Source organism: Corynebacterium sp. MSK012, from assembly GCF_030232435.1.
Taxonomy (GTDB): Bacteria; Actinomycetota; Actinomycetes; order Mycobacteriales; family Mycobacteriaceae; genus Corynebacterium; species Corynebacterium jeikeium_D.
In genome coordinates this window covers 1-15,982 of the sequence record NZ_JASPJU010000008.1, presented here as the reverse complement: position 1 = coordinate 15,982, position 15,982 = coordinate 1, and the positions used below count along the sequence as shown (strand labels likewise).

The following is a 15,982-nucleotide window of genomic DNA, read 5'->3' as shown; positions in this document are numbered from 1 at the left end:
AAACCGAATATTCGTCAATCGCGTAGTTTGCTCAGCGCACCTTATAGCCCATGGTCCGCCGCAAACTGCGCGATTTTTCCTGTCTCGCCATAGGAGGTCTGCGCCCCCACGCCTGTCGCCGCATGAGCCGAGACCACCCCCGCAAGACGAGCTGCCGTCACCACATCATCGCCCGCGGCCAACGCGGTGAGGACCGTGCCCATGTACGCGTCACCGCAGCCCGTGGTATCCACGACCTCGATGGGCAGCGCCGGAATGCGTGTGACTGACACCTCGCTTTCCGACGTCCTCAGGACCGCAGACCCCTCCCCACCAAGTGTGACAATGGCCGTGGAAATCCCGTGTTCGTCGGCAAGCGCGCGACCAACCGCGTCCCACTGACCGTGCTCGCAACCGGCGACCGCGCGCTCGCAGCCGATTATGGCTGCGAGTTCGTGCTCATTGACAATGAGGACATCGACCAGCGCGAGCAGATCCTCACTGACCGCCCGAATCGGCGACAGGTTGAACACCACCGGCACGCCCGCATCGTGGGCAATCTGCGCGGCGGCCAGGACCGCCTCATCACAAATCTCCAGACACAGACCGAGGCACCCCGCCCGCTGAATCTTGTCCGCATGACTGCGCACCGTCTCAGCATCGACTTCACCATTGGCGCCAGCGGAGATGACAATGAAATTCTCCGCCGCATCATCAACAACAATCATGGCTGTGCCAGTGGCAGAGTCGACGGTCTCAACTGCGGAGATGTCCACGTGAGCGTCGGTAAGCGCGTCGCGCAGCAACTGTGCGTTGGGATCCGAACCGACCGCGCCGACCAGTTCCACGGCCGCGCCCAGCCTGCCAGCCGTCGCCGCCTGATTCGCCGACTTACCGCCCGGCAGAATACGCAAGGGACTCCCCTCGATAGTCTCACCACCATGCGGCAGGCGCTTCACAGTGACAGTCAGGTCTGCGTTGATGGAACCGACGACACATACGTTTGGCCGCTGATTAGCCAGCTCGGTGAGGCGCTCAGTAATCGGCATTGGTTCGACTCCTCGGTAGTGCGGACATGTTTTTTCCGACAATAGCGCTACCCCTTTCCGCCCACCATCAACTAAGCCGGTTTACCCCTTGTTTACTACCGTGGAGGTATGGCTAGAATCAGCGCCCAACAAGTAATAGATACCGTCCTCGACCACGGAAGTTTCACATCCTGGGACGGCGCGCCCGAGCACGGTGACATCGACGAGGCCTACCGCGGCACACTGTCCCGCGCCTCTGATAAAACAGGTCTCGATGAGGCCGTTATCACCGGCGAAGGCACCGTCGGCGGCAAGCGCGTCGCCGTCATCTGTTCTGAGTTCGGCTTCCTCGGCGGTTCTATCGGCACCGCTACCGCTCGCCGGATTATCCGCAGCATCGAGCGCGCGACCGCGGAGCAGCTGCCGCTGTTGCTCTCACCAACCTCGGGCGGCACTCGCATGCAGGAGGGCACCGCGGCGTTCGCGCTCATGATCTCTATTACCACCGCAGTGGCGCGCCACAAGGATTCTCACTTGCCCTTCCTGGTGTACCTGCGCAATCCCACCACCGGCGGTGTCATGGCGTCGTGGGGGTCGGCAGGTCACTTCACTTTCGCAGAGCCCGGCGCGCTTCTCGGCTTCCTCGGCCCGCGCGTCGTCGAGCTCGCTACCGGCGAACCCATGCCCGAAGGCGTTCAGACCTCCGAGAACCTGTTCAAGCAGGGCATTATCGACGGCATCATTCCGCTCGAAGGTCTGCGCGGCGCTGTCCGCCGCACCATCGACGTGCTTGCCGACGGAGACCCCAGCGAACCCACCCCACCGCCAGCAGCAGACATTGATGGTCGCGATACCTGGGAAGCTATCCTGCGCACCCGCGATACTTCTCGTCCAGGTGGCGGCGATATTATCGATGCCCTTGTCGACTGCTCCGTGCCAATCTCCGGCACTGGCGATGGCCACAAATCGCTGTCGGTCCGGGCTCGCCTAGCGCGGATTGGTGAGCGGCCGGTGATTTTGGTCGCCCAGGACCGGCATAACCAGCCGCCGCTGGGCACACACCCAATGGGGCCGGGTTCGCTGCGTTTTGCCCGCCGCGCGATGCGCATTGCGGAGAGCCTGAACATTCCGCTGGTCACGGTCATTGATACCCCCGGCGCTGAGTTGACCAAAGATGCCGAGGAAAATGCCATGGCCGGCGAGATTGCCCGCACCTTGACCACGCTGGTGAACTTGAAGGTCCCGACCGTGTCTCTCATTCTCGGCCAGGGCTGCGGTGGTGGCGCGCTGGCCATGCTGCCCTCTGACCGCGTGCTGGCAATGCACGATGCCTGGATGTCTCCGTTGCCTCCGGAGGGTGCTTCGGCGATTATCTACCGAGACACCGAGCATGCTCCAGAAATGATGGAGGAACAGGGCGTTGGCGCCGAGGCCATGCTGAAGACCGGGGTCATCGACGAGATCGTGGCCGAACCTGCGGATCCGGCCGAACTGCCCCGCCGTGCCCTGAGCGCTATCGAGCACGCCCTCTGGGAACTGGAGAAGAACCCGGCTCGCGTTGGCCGTGAGCAACGTTTCGACCACTACCGTCGCTTCGCACTGGGTGAGTAGGGGGCCGGGGGCTGGTTTGGGCCTGGTTCAGGCCTTCAGCCCCACCCCAATCTCAGAAAGCAAGAAAGTGACTGGGTTTATGGCACTTTTGGGCAAATTTTCACGCCTGAAGCGTCATAAACGCAGTCACTTTCTCCGCTGGAGATCCGGGGCCTTACTATCGGGGAGAAGTTTTACTTAACGTCCAACAGATCGATGACAAAGACCAGGGTCTTACCAGACAGGAAGTGTCCTGCACCAGCCGGGCCGTAAGCCTTCTCCGGCGGGCAAATCAGCTCGCGGCGACCGCCGACCTTCATGCCCGGAATGCCTTCCTGCCAACCGGCAATCAGACCGTTCAGCGGGAACTCGATGGACTGGCCGCGGTTCCAGGAAGAGTCGAACTCTTCACCGGTCTCGTAGTCAACACCCACGTAGTGGACCTCGACGCGAGCACCCGGGGTGGCCTCCTTGCCGTCACCGACAGTGAGGTCGTTGATGACGAGTTCCGTCGGAGCCGGACCGGACTTAGCAGTGAGTTCTGGCTTGGACAAGACAATCTCCTATCACAGTTGGCATTTATCAAAGCTGGCAATTATTCCAACTTAAATGGACCCAACTCAAATGGGGTTTCTTAAAATTCTAGGAAAAATAAAAGGCGCGTACCAACCTTTCGAAGGCTAGTACGCGCCTTTTCGCGTTTTCAACGCTGGACTTTCTATGCTGAGCTACCCGCGAGGAACCCCTACGCGGTAATCGCTAAAACCTTAGCGCTGGTCGCGCGGAACGAAGTCACGCTCGGTCTCGCCGGTGTAAATCTGGCGAGGACGGTTGATCTTCGATGCCGGGTCAGTGACCTGCTCGTTGAACTGAGCAATCCAGCCCGGGAGGCGGCCGATGGCAAACAGGACGGTGAAGAAGTCCGTCGGGAAGCCCATGGCGCGGTAAATCAGGCCGGTGTAGAAGTCAACGTTCGGGTAGAGCTTGCGGGAGACGAAGTAGTCATCAGCCAGTGCAATCTCTTCCAGCTTCATGGCCAGATCCAGCAGCTCGTCGCCACCGAGGTGCTCGAGCACGTCGTGAGCGGTCTTCTTAGCGATAGCTGCACGCGGGTCGTAGGACTTGTAGACGCGGTGACCGAAGCCCATCAGGCGGACGCCCGGCTCCTTGTTCTTTACGCGGTTCATGAACTCGGTAGCGTCGCCACCGTGGTTCTGCTGGATGTCCTCGAGCATCTCCAGAACAGCCTGGTTAGCACCACCGTGCAGCGGGCCAGACAGAGCGTTGATACCAGCAGCGATGGAGACGAACATGGAAGCGCCGGAGGAAGCGACCATGCGGACGGTGGAGGTGGAGCAGTTCTGCTCGTGGTCAGCGTGCAGGATGAGCAGCTTGTCCAGAGCGTCAACCACAACCGGGTCAACCTCGTAGTCAGCGGTCGGGTAACCGAACATCATGCGCAGGAAGTTCTCGCGAGCGTTCAGGTTGTTGTCCGGGTACATGTACGGCTCACCCTTGGATGCGCGGTAAGCGTATGCAGCCAGCATCGGAACCTTAGCCATCAGGCGAACTGCAGCCAGGTTACGCTGCTCTTCGTTCAGCGGATCCAGCTCGTCCTGGTAGTAGGAAGCCAGAATGTTGACCGAAGAAGCCAGGGTCTGCATCGGGTGTGCGCCACGCGGGAAGATGCTGAATGCGCGACGGAAGTCCTCGTCCAGCAGGGTGTGGTGACGAATGTCGTGGTTGAACTGTGCGATCTCTTCCTCAGATGGGAGGTGACCGTGAATCAACAGGTAGGAAACCTCGTTGAAGGTGGCCTTCTCAGCCAGCTGCTCAATCGGGTAACCGCGGTAGCGCAGGATGCCGTTACCGCCGTCGATGTAAGTGATCTTGGACTCGGTAGAACCGGTGGCGGTGTAGCCCGGGTCGAAGGTGGTCAGTCCAGTTTCCTGGAGCATCTTGCCCAGAGCAATACCGTCGTTACCCTCGGTTGCCTTGACGATGTCCATCTCGAACTCGCCGCCCGGGTAGTGGAGTACAGCCTTGCCGTCTTTAGTAGCCACAACTTCCCTTTCACAGAAAAATTCTTCTTAACGACTCCAGAGTGCGGGGGAAGCAGGCACAGCGGAAAACAGCATGCTGCCTCCCAACTCCACGCCACCCCTTCGGGGTCGCATTGTTTCCAATGATTCAATTATGCGCGACATTTGCGTTCCATTGCATCTTGTCCAGTGAAAAAGTTTGCTTAGTTCACATCGACCGTGTCGTAACCATAAAGAACCGACACCTGCAGTGGATTAGAACACACAATATCAAAGAGTGTGAGCAGCGCAACACCCTCTACCCCATTCGGGCAGCCTGGGCTTACCCAATCTTGACCCCTCTTCACCCTGAAATGCAAATGAAAAAACGGGTTTATTACGTTGTCACTGCTCATTTACTAACCAGGAGCCCATTCAACAGCCGATGTCTTTAAAAGTTCAAAAGTCATCGAACCAACGCCCGAAAACACATCGACTAAATCCACAATAATCCACCCCTCCCTGCCCACCAGAGGCCCCACATCGCTAAGTTTTCAACGCCAACAAAACTGGAAAAAATTCTTCGCAAACTTTGCAAATACGTCAATCCACCCTGTTTTGTTATGCAAAGTACGGAAGCGGGGGCAATTGAACCCCACCCTTTTGCGATAAGTACCCCCGATTACCGCTAGAGTTTGAAGACAACGGCTGTATATCAAGCTTCACTTTGAATACACTTTGAAAGGTTGCGCCTCATATGAGCGATCAATTCCCAGTCCTCCCTGAAGAGTTCCAGCCCGGCGACGGCCGCTTTGGCTGCGGTCCGTCGAAGGTTCGCCCGGCGCAGATTCAGGCAATCGTTGACGGCGGTACCTCTATCATGGGTACTTCCCACCGTCAGCCGGCAGTGAAGAACGTTGTTGGTGACGTTCGCGAGGGTCTGGCTGAGCTCTTCCAGCTTCCGGAAGGCTACGAGATTGTCCTGTCCCTCGGCGGCGCAACCGCTTTCTGGGATGCTGCCACCTTTGGGCTCATCGAGAAGAAGTCCGCTCACCTGACTTACGGTGAGTTCTCCTCCAAGTTCGCCAAGGCCTCCAAGATGGCTCCGTGGCTCGACGCTCCGCAGATTATCGAAGCAGAGCCGGGTTCCGCACCTGAGGTTGTCGCTGGTGAAGAGGGCGTTGACCTTATTGGTTGGGCTCACAACGAGACCTCCACCGGCACCATGGTTCCGGTCACCCGCCCGGCAGGCTCCGAGGGCCAGCTCGTGGCTATCGACGCCACCTCCGGCGCCGGCGGCCTCCCGGTCGACATGTCCCAGGCTGACGTCTACTACTTCTCCCCGCAGAAGTGCTTCGCTTCTGACGGCGGTATCTGGTTGGCTGCAATGTCTCCGGCTGCCATCGAGCGTATTGAGAAGATCAATTCTTCCGACCGTTTCATCCCGGCTTTCCTGAACCTGCAAACTGCCGTTGATAACTCCCGCAAGAACCAGACCTACAACACCCCGGCCGTCGGTACTTTGCTGATGCTGGCTGATCAGGTCAAGTGGATGAACGCCAACGGCGGCCTCGACGGCATGGTCGCTCGCACCACCGAGTCCTCCTCCCACCTCTACAACTGGGCTGAGAACCGCGCGGAGGCAACTCCGTTCGTCACCGATGCTGCGAAGCGCTCGCTGGTCGTCGGCACCATCGACTTCGAGGACAACATCGACGCCGCACAGATCGCCAAGGTTCTGCGCGCCAACGGCATCCTCGATATCGAGCCGTACCGCAAGCTGGGCCGCAACCAGCTACGCATCGGTATGTTCCCGGCCATCGACCCGGAGGACATCCGTCGTCTGACTGGCGCTATCGACTGGGTTCTGGACAACGGCTACGCTGCCAAGTAATAGCAGAGCAGCTAGCAGCATGGCAGCTGCCAAGTAGCGGCATGGCCACTGCAAAGTAACGCCAAATTAGTCGCAAAGCAGCCGCCTTTTACCGGCCTCAGCCGCTTAACTCCCGCGCCACGCGCAAGGGCATTGCCCCAATTGTCCGTGACGCGGGAGTTTTGTCGTTTACCATGATTAGTGAGCATTACTTATGACGTCGACCAACAAGGAGGTTCTCGCATGAGGGAGCTGAAGCCAGTTCTGGACGGCGATGTGACCGATTCACTGATTCTCGTTCCCGCTGATATCACCGAGCAGGAACGGCAGGAGGGACTTCGCTTCACGCTGCCTCTCGACGAGAACCTGCGCACTTTCCTGGTCGAGCACTTCGAGCTCGCCGATGCCACCGGTTCCCCTGCTGCAGCTGATTCCGCATCGCTTGCCGACGGATCAAGCACCACCACCGCCACTGCCAGCGGTAGCTCTGGGGAGAGTGCTACCGCAGAGAGCGGTTCCACCGACGAAAGTTCCACTGGTGGCAGCACAGCGGACGCCACCACTGCAAGCGGCGGCTCGGCCGAAGGCAGCGAGGTGGCTGACAACTCCGGTGCGTCAGGCGGGGCACCGAAAAAGACTCCAACGGCGCCGAAGCCAGTTCTGGAAGAGCCTCGTGTCGTTTTGTCGCCGCGCGAGATTCAGGATCGCATTCGCAGCGGCCAGACGGTCGAGGAGCTCATTGAGTACAGCGGCATGCAGCCGCGCAAGATTGAGTCCTTCGCCTACCCGGTGCTTGCGGAGCGCGCACGTATTGCGGAGCTCGGCAAGCAGTCAAAGCCACGTCGCATTGATGGCCCGGCCAAGTTGTCCTTGTGGGAGATTCTCGCCACCGCTTTCGCCGCCCGTGGTCAGGAACTCGCCGATGCCTCGTGGGATGCCTACCGCGACCCGAGCGGACAGTGGATTGTGACGGTTACTTGGAATGTCGGCCACACCACCAACGTGGCCGAGTGGAGTTACCAGGCGGAGGGACTTTCCGCGCTCACCATTGCTCGCAATGAGCTGGCAGCAGAGCTGATTGACCCCGACTTTGCCCGCCGCAACCGAGACTTGGCTCCGCAGGCCAATCGAGCTGCTGATACCGCGGATACCTCTGAGATGCCAGCCGCATGGCAGTCTTCGGCGGAGCCGCAGCGAGGCCACGGGGAGCAGGACGTTCCGTCGCAAAGCGACGCCGACGACGATGTTGACGAGGCGGAGTTCTTGCAGCACCCGGACGCGGAGCAGCCGAAGCGCAAGAAGAAGACTGTCATGCCGTCGTGGGAGGATGTGCTTCTCGGCGTACGTCCGAACGGCCCGAAGAAGTAGGAGTTTTCCTCGACAATGAGCTCCATGACCAGTGGCAACGCTTCTGATTTCGAATTCTCCGCGATTCGCCGCGGTGTAGTCACGATTTGGTTTATCAGCACCAATGACCCTGCTGCAACCCTGGAGACAGGTGTTCAGCATGACCGCGGTTTCGGGCGTCGTTTCCTAGCTCTCTATGATTCGACGCTGCCGGTAACACCGATTGGTGATTTCCCGCTCAACCGCTCGGCGGAAACCGGTGACGGCGAATACTACATCGGCGGCTTTGAAGGCGTTGCCGTACTGCAGACGGTTCTCGACGATGTCTCGCAGCTGTCCAAGCTGTCGCCTCGTCTGCGCCAGGAGATTGCCGCCACGGACGTCTACGCGAGTGTGTCGAATAAATCCACGGGCTTCGGTGCCTTTGCGCATTGGCACGATGGTGAGCTCAAGCGCGCTTTCTCCGCTACTCGCTACCGCACACTGGAAGACATCGGTCTTCCCTGCCCCGCAGAGGGCAGCTTCTGGGCGGGCAAGCACCGCCCAATACCCGACGCTTCCGAAGGTACGGCTTCACGTCCACGCGAAGGGGTCGGTTTGCCGTTCATTCCGACAGAGCTTGCCGACGCCGTCATCACCGACTGGCTTGGATTCGACCCGCATTCGCCCGCTACAGATATCCCTGTTAGTGGTTTTGCGGTCGATGGCCGTCGTGCGGCTCCCGGAACTTCGTATTCGACATCTCGTAGTCCGCGCGGGCTAATGAGTGAGCCGGGTTCCTCCGAGTCTGGCGCAGAGCTTGACCGCGCCTACGACGACTACGAAGTTCACAACGCAGAGCCGAACCGAGACTTTCTGGAGGAGCTCAGTCGCTTTGGTGCTAAGGCCAAGAACTTCGCTGGCCGCACCTGGCAGCGGGCGCGAGGCAAGTTCGGGAAATAGTTTCTACTGCCCTGCGCGCTGCGACTGAACGCGTAGTCGCTCGTAGAACGCAATCGCTGCGGAGGTAGCCACATTCAGGCTGTCAGTTCCCGGTGACATGGGAATGCGGGCACGCACATCGGTGGCTGCCATCGCGTGCTCGGTAAGTCCCTGCCCCTCAGCACCAACGAGAATCGCGACCTTGTCCGTGTCCATGGCATCCCACAGGTCCACCGTGCCCGCAGGGGTCATCGACACCACGCGGAAGCCCTGCTCTTTGAGCTGGTCCAGGCTTCGCTGCCAGGTGGTCGTAGTACCGGGCAGAGTCGCAAATGGGACTGTCAGCACATGCCCCATGGAAACACGCACGCTGCGGCGATACAGCGGATCGGCGCAGGCCGCGCCGAAGACAACCCCATCCACGCCCATGCCCGCCGCGTTACGGAACAGAGCCCCGATGTTCTCGTGGTCCCCAACACCCTCCATCACAGCCAAGGTGGTTGCTCCACTCAGAACTTGGTCCACCGAAAGCTCCGGCGCGCGGTCAGCGGTGGCCAGCAGGCCACGGTGAAGATCAAATCCGGCCGCTGCGGCCAGAACCTCGCGGTCGAGTTCAAACCAGGGCACAGCTTCCGCAATATCGGCCTCGCTCGCGGTCAGTCCGTCGGCAAGCAATGCGAGCTTCTGGCGAGTACCAAAGACTGCGCGGAGCGGAAAGCGTGAGCGCACTAACCGCGGCACAATGAGCGTGCCTTCGGCGATGACCAGGCCCTTCCCACCGGGCAAATCGGGGCGGGAATCGGACTTGTTGAGGTTGCGGATGTCATCGAGACGGCTGTCGGCGGGATCGTCGACGACGATGGGCGCAAAGCGTTCGAGGGATGTGGTGGTACTCATGGAAACTCTTTAGCCGCCCAGCAGAGCGGTGAACGGATCGGCAGCGAAGTAGATGACGAACAGGCCGGAGACAATCCACATCAGCGGGTGCACGGACTTGGCACGACCCGAGAAGATAGCCATCGCAGCAAAGGTGATGAAACCGATGCCGATACCATTTGCAATCGAGTAGGTAAATGGCATGGTGACAATAGTCAAAAATGCCGGCAGTGCGATGTCAAAACGGGTGAAATCAATCTCGGTGATCTGCCCAATCATCATGGCACCGACGATGACCAGCACAGGCGCGGCAGCCTCGATGGGCACGATTTCATAAAGCGGGGTGAAGAACATCGCCGCTAGAAAGAGGATGCCGGTGACAATGTTGGCAAGGCCAGTGCGTGCACCATCGGCGATGCCCGCTGCGGAGTCCACAAAGACAGTGTTCGACGAGGAGCTGACTGCACCGCCGACGATGGCACCGGTGCCTTCGACAACCAGTGCGCGCTTCATGTCCGGCAGCACACCGTCTTCATCGACAAGTGCGGCCTGCTTGCCCAGACCAGTCATCGTGCCCATGGCATCGAAGAAGTTAGCCAGGACCAAAGTGAACAGCAGCATGGTGGCGCTGAGGGCACCGACGCGGGCAAAGGAGCCGAAAAAATCCACAGCGCCAACGAGGGACAAGTCCGGCATACCACCTACACGGTCCGGCAGAGTCGGCACCGCGAGATTCCAACCGGTCGGCACTGGCTTGCCATCAGCGAAGGAGGGGCCCGCATCCGTCAAGGCCTCGACTGCGAGCGCAATGATGGTATTCAGCACGATGCCGATAAACAGGCCGCCTGGAATATTGCGGACAACCATGATGCCGCAGATAATCAGCCCGAGGACGAACACGGCGGTCGGCCACGAGGCAATCTGGCCATTGATGCCGAGCTGCACCGGAACAGTCGTGCCCGCGGCATCGGGAATACGGCGAACCAGGCCACCGTCGACCAGACCAATCATGGCGATGAATAGGCCGATGCCCACACTCATCGCGGCCTTCATATCGGACGGAATCGCGTGGAAGACAGCTGTTCGGAATCCGGTCAGCGCCAGCAGCACGATAATCACGCCGTCCAGCACGACCAGGCCCATCGCTTCTTCCCAGGCCAGCCCCTCGTTAGCAACGAATGTCACGGCAACCAGGGTGTTGATGCCCAGGCCCGTCGCAATGCCGAAGGGGTACTTGGCAAAGAGACCAAAAGTAATGGTCATGACGCCCGCGGCGAGCGCGGTGACAGCGGCGACCTGCGGTATCCCCAGGCTATTGCCGTTGACATCCTCGATATTGCCGAGGATCAGCGGGTTGAGCAGAATGATGTAGGCCATCGCGAAGAAGGTCACTACGCCACCGCGAATCTCGGTTACGGTCGTCGAACCGCGCTCCGTGATGTGAAAATAGCGGTCCACTGCTGAAAGATGGCTCCCCGACCGTGCAGGCTTGGAGTCCTTCGCCTCATCTGAGGATATTGCAGAGGTGGACGTACCTTTGTCCATTTTTTATGCCTCTCTAGAGTCTCTTTACTATCCGTGTCACGTGTTGATCCGTGTCAAAGCGGAATTTTTGTGCCGAAAGCCGTAACGGTGCAGTCTCTGGGGCCACGGTGGCGTCGAAGCTGCACCGTCTTCGTCATCGCGTTTGCCTAGGCGGGAAGCTACAGGTGCGAATCCTGGTAGGGTTCCGCCACCGGTGCGCCCTGCCCCGTTACTTCCGGGATAGCTGAGTGAGCACCGCAGCCGTGGTCAAAGCTTACGGCCGTGGCATCGAATGTCCATTCGTTGACACACACTCCCCAGTTCTTACCGAGCGGCCCGGTCAGCGGGACCATAAAGGCGCAGGTTCGGCAACGGTGCAATGCTTCCCGAGCAAAGTCACTCTCGGGGCCGGTATCGCCCTCTACCCAGCGCTGATCGGTATCTTCCACACCATGCGCCGACAACGTGCGGGTCTGCAAGTCATCGCCGTCGAGTCGCTCATCTCCCACTGCAGCCGGCAACAGATCGCGCGGACCGAGGTCACCGGGGCGCAACCGCTCCTCGTAAGGAACCCATTCGGGCGCCTGCAGCGCGGTTTCGCCAGGGACAAGAGCCACTTCACTGACCGTCGCCTGTTGAGTGCCTGGCGCGCACGCGACCACCACATGCCACTCCCAGCCCCTATATCCGGGCAGGTCAGCCGCAAAACGATGCACCGCAACGCCCTCGCCTACGACACTTACACCGGTGTGCGCGCCGGCAGGCCCCTCCCCGAGCTCTTCAATCGCGGTACGGGCGGTGTCGACCGCCTGGTGATTCATCACCTTCCCCCGTCGGCGGCTGTTTCGGGAACGTCGTCGATTTTCAGTCACGTTTCCTATCCTAGAGTGAAGCTATGGACAGATTCCCGTCGGGCGATGCAAAACCCGCCCGCTCTTTTCACGCATCACGCTTTACGACGGCCCGAGCTGCCATCCTCTCAGTAGCAACCGCCGCCCTGTTGGCCGGTTGTGCGGCTGAAACTGGTTCAGGTGGCAATCCCTCAGGCGAGGCCCCTTCTAGTGGAGCTAGTGCGGACTCGAACTCCGGCACCGCCCCGAGATCGACTTCGGCATCGGTTAATCCCTCCGAGCTGGTCGGTGCCGATAAGGTGCCGGGGCTCGGTGACGTTCCGACACTGAAACTGACCATCGAGCAGTCCCATCCTGTCTTGGCTCCGCCACTTCCCACGGAGAAGAATGTCGCTGCGCCTTTTGTCCAGGGACTTGAGTTCGAACCCGATGGTTCTTTGTTGATGGGCACCGGCCTCTACGGTGAGTCCCAGATTTACCGATTGCCGCAGTGGCTCGACAACTCTGCGGCCGAGCCGACCAACGTGGAAGATTTGCAGCCTGACCTCTTCGGCGAGGGCATCACCCGCCATGGAGATACTGTGTGGCAGCTGACGTGGAAGGAAGGACGCGCCATAGAACGTGACGCGGCTACTCTCAAGCAGCGTCGCGAGGTTCCCTTCGACACCGAGGGCTGGGGCGCGTGCTCCTTCGATGACACCATCGTGACCTCCGATGGCAGTGGCACCCTCACTTTCCGCTCCCCTGATGACCTCTCGCCCCTGCGTCAACTGCCCGTCACTGCGGCAGGCACGGAGACAACGTGGCTCAACGAACTCGAGTGCGTCGCTGTCGACACCGACGTAGATCCGGAGGGCTCGAGCGATTCACACGGAACGAACACCCCGCAATCGCACCGCGAGATTTGGGCCAACGTCTGGCAGAGTCCATTCATCTACCGCATCAACCCAGAAGACGGAAAGGTCACAGGCATCGTCGATGCCACCGAACTCTTCCGCGACCTGTACGCGCAGCTCTCTCCGGCAGAGCAACAGAGTGTTGATGTGCTCAACGGCATTGCGCTGATGCCGGATTCTTCGTCTACCTCGCCCAATGGAACCCGTCAGTTCCTGCTTACAGGGAAGAAATGGCCCACAGCCTACCGTGTTACCGTGAGTGAATAGCAGTATCTGGCCCGAGAACGGCTAGTGTGACTGAACGTAGCTTCAATTCCGTTACGAATGTCGGGAAGTGAGAGTTGATGGGATCGAGTAGGCGCCGCTGGCAACAGAATAGTAAGGCGTTCGTGGTTGTCGGCGCTATTGTCGTGGTGGGTCTTGTCGTCACCGGCATCGTCCTTGCTGTCAATAAGTGGACCAACCAGGCAATCGACGACCCACACGCGCTGTCCATCGAGGTCAACCAGGACGGCGAAACCACAGAGGTTCTTCCCTACCGCGTCTGCGACCTCTTTGAGAAGAATGCCTGCACCACGACTGAGGCCAACGCCGCCAAGATCTCCCTGGGCGAGCAGGAGACGGCTGAGGTTAACGTCGGCTCCACTGTTGGCTCTAACTCCTGGACTCTGCAGCGCTTCTTCTCCGACGATGCGGTCAACTCCACCTCTCGCAAGGATCCGGGCGAAGCCACGACCGAGACCATCGCCGGCTCCGCAGCTGTTGCCGGCAAACGCACCCCACTCGGGGTCGTGGAGGTTTCCACCGCGCTCATCGGAAAGAACTCCGAGGGCGAAGAGACCACCTACGGTATTACTTGGTCGATCGTCAACGAACCGTCGTAAAGCACAGCAAAACGCCCGCTCACTGAGGTTATCCACCTTCGTGAGCGGGCGTTTTTCACATCTTCTACCGACTTACGAGTCCAGCTCGCGCGCGACCGCACGCAGGACTTCAGCCATCTGGTGGCCGTCCTTACGCTCCGGGTAACGCCCGGCGCGCAGGTCACGCTGCACCGTCGACTCCAGCATGGAAATCATGTCCGAAATCATGCCGTTGAGATCGCTGGGGCTGTGCTTCTTTGCTTGACGACGGGCTCCTGCGCCCCCACCTGCCCCGCCACGGCGGTGACGGGCACCGCGCGGTCCCTCGTCGAGCACCTTGATCCGGAGAGCCTGCGGGCCTGGGCGGCCGTCAGCGTAGTCGTACTCCAGGCGCTGACCAGTTACGAGTTCTTCCACACCTTTCGGCAGCACGTTCTTGCCGATGTAGACATCTTCACCGTCCGGATTCGAAACGAAGCCAAAACCGCGATCCTTGTCGTACCACCTGACCTTACCGATGGGCACTTTCCACCTAACCTTCCCGTGCCCTGTGACTGGGGGCACTCAACCTCGTTCCCCCTTGTGCAGCGGTGACTGCCCTTCGGGGTCTTCGGATCGGAGATGCAATTCTTCCGCATTTGCCACCGTCCTCGCACGCACAAACGGCCAGAGTTAGAGGCTCGCTCGCGGCGAGCCTGGCCAGACAGGATCGCGAGGATATGCCGGGCCGGGCGCTGTCTTAATGGTGTTCCTTTAATTAAGGTGCGACCAAAACAGGACGCACTCCAACGGGGAACACATTATTTATTACTGCTTACTAGTGCGAAGTGGCGGCAGCGGTAGCGGCGTGCATGTGCACGTCACCTCCGATTACCTAAAGAACTCAATTATACCCATAGATGGAGACATAAAGGGAAGACGGATTTGAGTGAAGCGAGCACGCTCGCGGATTGACGCACCGAGACGGCAACTAACTGCCAGCGTTGGTTCTTTATGACTATCTCTTATGGCCTCTTTTCAAGTACCGGAGACGCGCCAAAACAGGAAAAATAACAAGACGATAACGTGAGCTTTATCACATTTTGAAGTTTTAACTTACACATCACCAATAACAGTCACGTCTCTTACCTGCAGTTTCACCTACTTTTATGCATATTTCCCACCTGCGCTCAAAATTAAGAATCCGGCGATTCGCGTGACTATTTCGTTATCAACCGCTACGGTGTGCAATCGACGCGTTTAACGGACGAAGTCGCATAGATCGCCTTCATCTCACTCCAGTGCGATGACATCGGCCCGTTATCAATAACGTGAAGAACTTTCCATAAGAGTGAGATGGGGTTGCATTAGCCCCACTGGCGCCACAAAGAAAATCGACGAAAAGGAAATTTTCATATGGCTCGCCACGCAGCTAAGACCAACACCTTCGCTTCCACTTCGGCAAAGGTTGCACTGACCGGCGCAATCCTCGGTGCCGGTGCCGCTATCTTCGCACCGACCGCTTCTGCAGCTCCGGACTCCGACTGGGACCGCCTGGCACAGTGTGAGTCCGGTGGCAACTGGCACATCAACACCGGAAACGGCTACTACGGCGGCCTGCAGTTCTCCGCAAGCACCTGGAACGCTTTCGGTGGTAACGAGTTCGCTTCGACCGCTGATCAGGCTTCCCGCGAGCAGCAGATTTACGTTGCTGAGAAGGTCCTGGCTCAGCAGGGTTGGGGCGCATGGCCGGCTTGCTCCGCAAGCCTGGGTCTCTCCTCCGGCCCGACCGATCGTCCGCACCCGAGCCAGGGCTCCGCTCCTGTTCGCGCACAGGCCGCTCCGGCAGCTGCTGCTTCCGACTCCAAGACTGACCTGGTTCAGCAGTTCGCTGACCGCCTGTCCAACGTCGACAGCCTGTCCGACGCTCAGGCACTCATCGCTGAGTTCCGTGCACTGACCGGCGAGGTTGAGCTCCCGCAGGAACTGGTCGCAGCCATTCCGTTCGACCTGTCGAAGCTGCAGGGTCTGATTTAAGACTTTCGAGCTAGCCAGCTCATCACAGTAGCCCCGAGGGTAATCCCCCTCGGGGCTACTTTTTGCCTTCCGCAGGTTGGCGGTGCCGACCCAATGTGAATTAGTGCCTGCGTGAGTTACGGGTTAAGTAGCAAAAAGTGTGTCTGACTTTCAGCATTACTGCTGATTAGGCTGGGTAAATCGGGCGGATATAAGCA

General features: G+C 59.5%; 14 protein-coding genes. 7 read left to right on the top strand and 7 right to left on the bottom strand.

Annotated features, from left to right (window positions below; genetic code table 11):
- Positions 1 to 41: 41 nt before the first annotated feature.
- Positions 42 to 1,028 (bottom strand): ribokinase, encoded by a 987-nt coding sequence (locus tag QP977_RS06495; RefSeq protein ID WP_070628810.1) that lies wholly within the window; start codon positions 1,026 to 1,028, stop codon positions 42 to 44.
- Positions 1,029 to 1,136: 108 nt separating this feature from the next.
- Between QP977_RS06495 and QP977_RS06490 the strand changes: the two genes are divergently transcribed.
- The gene (locus QP977_RS06490; protein ID WP_049180908.1) at positions 1,137 to 2,618 is read left to right on the top strand and encodes a carboxyl transferase domain-containing protein; all 1,482 of its coding nucleotides are present in this window, start codon (positions 1,137 to 1,139) and stop codon (positions 2,616 to 2,618) included.
- 173 nt (positions 2,619 to 2,791) lie between these two features.
- Here the strand turns inward: QP977_RS06490 and QP977_RS06485 are convergent, their stop codons facing one another.
- Both QP977_RS06485 and QP977_RS06480 read right to left on the bottom strand, forming a co-directional pair.
- Positions 2,792 to 3,151, bottom strand: coding sequence for an FKBP-type peptidyl-prolyl cis-trans isomerase (locus QP977_RS06485; RefSeq protein ID WP_005511805.1), 360 nt, complete (start codon positions 3,149 to 3,151; stop codon positions 2,792 to 2,794).
- Positions 3,152 to 3,364: 213 nt separating this feature from the next.
- On the bottom strand, positions 3,365 to 4,660 hold the full coding sequence (locus tag QP977_RS06480) for a citrate synthase (RefSeq protein WP_038626406.1): 1,296 nt from the start codon (positions 4,658 to 4,660) through the stop codon (positions 3,365 to 3,367).
- Between the two features lie 715 nt (positions 4,661 to 5,375).
- On the opposite strand from QP977_RS06480, the gene serC reads away from it, so the two are divergent.
- From serC to QP977_RS06465, 3 genes are all read left to right on the top strand, one after another.
- Positions 5,376 to 6,512, top strand: a complete 1,137-nt coding sequence (gene serC / locus QP977_RS06475; protein ID WP_049180907.1) for a phosphoserine transaminase — start codon at positions 5,376 to 5,378, stop codon at positions 6,510 to 6,512.
- A gap of 222 nt (positions 6,513 to 6,734) precedes the next feature.
- Positions 6,735 to 7,859: a septation protein SepH gene (sepH, locus tag QP977_RS06470; RefSeq protein ID WP_038626410.1), complete on the top strand. Its 1,125-nt coding sequence runs from the start codon at positions 6,735 to 6,737 to the stop codon at positions 7,857 to 7,859.
- Between the two features lie 24 nt (positions 7,860 to 7,883).
- The gene (locus QP977_RS06465; RefSeq protein WP_284847218.1) at positions 7,884 to 8,780 is read left to right on the top strand and encodes a DUF6928 family protein; all 897 of its coding nucleotides are present in this window, start codon (positions 7,884 to 7,886) and stop codon (positions 8,778 to 8,780) included.
- 3 nt (positions 8,781 to 8,783) lie between these two features.
- On the opposite strand, the gene QP977_RS06460 is transcribed toward QP977_RS06465, so the two are convergent.
- From QP977_RS06460 to QP977_RS06450, 3 genes are all read right to left on the bottom strand, one after another.
- On the bottom strand, positions 8,784 to 9,656 hold the full coding sequence (locus tag QP977_RS06460) for a TrmH family RNA methyltransferase (protein ID WP_049180904.1): 873 nt from the start codon (positions 9,654 to 9,656) through the stop codon (positions 8,784 to 8,786).
- 9 nt (positions 9,657 to 9,665) lie between these two features.
- Complete coding sequence (locus QP977_RS06455; RefSeq protein ID WP_070560173.1) at positions 9,666 to 11,180, bottom strand: NCS2 family permease; 1,515 nt, start codon at positions 11,178 to 11,180, stop codon at positions 9,666 to 9,668.
- 158 nt (positions 11,181 to 11,338) lie between these two features.
- Complete coding sequence (locus tag QP977_RS06450; protein ID WP_239393054.1) at positions 11,339 to 12,031, bottom strand: DUF3027 domain-containing protein; 693 nt, start codon at positions 12,029 to 12,031, stop codon at positions 11,339 to 11,341.
- A 23-nt stretch (positions 12,032 to 12,054) separates the two neighbouring features.
- Here QP977_RS06450 and QP977_RS06445 point away from each other — a divergent pair, with 23 nt between their 5' ends.
- Together QP977_RS06445 and QP977_RS06440 are read left to right on the top strand one after the other, a co-directional pair.
- The gene (locus QP977_RS06445; RefSeq protein ID WP_070560175.1) at positions 12,055 to 13,173 is read left to right on the top strand and encodes a glutaminyl-peptide cyclotransferase; all 1,119 of its coding nucleotides are present in this window, start codon (positions 12,055 to 12,057) and stop codon (positions 13,171 to 13,173) included.
- Between the two features lie 122 nt (positions 13,174 to 13,295).
- Positions 13,296 to 13,790: a DUF2771 family protein gene (locus QP977_RS06440; RefSeq protein WP_070560178.1), complete on the top strand. Its 495-nt coding sequence runs from the start codon at positions 13,296 to 13,298 to the stop codon at positions 13,788 to 13,790.
- A gap of 72 nt (positions 13,791 to 13,862) precedes the next feature.
- On the opposite strand, the gene QP977_RS06435 is transcribed toward QP977_RS06440, so the two are convergent.
- Positions 13,863 to 14,294: a cold-shock protein gene (locus QP977_RS06435; protein ID WP_005511873.1), complete on the bottom strand. Its 432-nt coding sequence runs from the start codon at positions 14,292 to 14,294 to the stop codon at positions 13,863 to 13,865.
- A gap of 870 nt (positions 14,295 to 15,164) precedes the next feature.
- On the opposite strand from QP977_RS06435, the gene QP977_RS06430 reads away from it, so the two are divergent.
- On the top strand, positions 15,165 to 15,785 hold the full coding sequence (locus tag QP977_RS06430; protein ID WP_016423316.1) for a transglycosylase family protein: 621 nt from the start codon (positions 15,165 to 15,167) through the stop codon (positions 15,783 to 15,785).
- Positions 15,786 to 15,982: the final 197 nt, after the last annotated feature.

Excerpts from the sequence above, each read along its gene's own strand:
- QP977_RS06495 (WP_070628810.1), bottom strand. The coding sequence starts at position 1,028 with ATGCCGATTACTGAGCGCCTCACCGAGCTGGCTAATCAGCGGCCAAAC.
- QP977_RS06490 (WP_049180908.1), top strand. The coding sequence starts at position 1,137 with ATGGCTAGAATCAGCGCCCAACAAGTAATAGATACCGTCCTCGACCAC.
- serC (WP_049180907.1), top strand. The coding sequence starts at position 5,376 with ATGAGCGATCAATTCCCAGTCCTCCCTGAAGAGTTCCAGCCCGGCGAC.
- sepH (WP_038626410.1), top strand. The coding sequence starts at position 6,735 with ATGAGGGAGCTGAAGCCAGTTCTGGACGGCGATGTGACCGATTCACTG.
- QP977_RS06465 (WP_284847218.1), top strand. The coding sequence starts at position 7,884 with ATGACCAGTGGCAACGCTTCTGATTTCGAATTCTCCGCGATTCGCCGC.
- QP977_RS06460 (WP_049180904.1), bottom strand. The coding sequence starts at position 9,656 with ATGAGTACCACCACATCCCTCGAACGCTTTGCGCCCATCGTCGTCGAC.
- QP977_RS06455 (WP_070560173.1), bottom strand. The coding sequence starts at position 11,180 with ATGGACAAAGGTACGTCCACCTCTGCAATATCCTCAGATGAGGCGAAG.
- QP977_RS06445 (WP_070560175.1), top strand. The coding sequence starts at position 12,055 with ATGGACAGATTCCCGTCGGGCGATGCAAAACCCGCCCGCTCTTTTCAC.
- QP977_RS06430 (WP_016423316.1), top strand. The coding sequence starts at position 15,165 with ATGGCTCGCCACGCAGCTAAGACCAACACCTTCGCTTCCACTTCGGCA.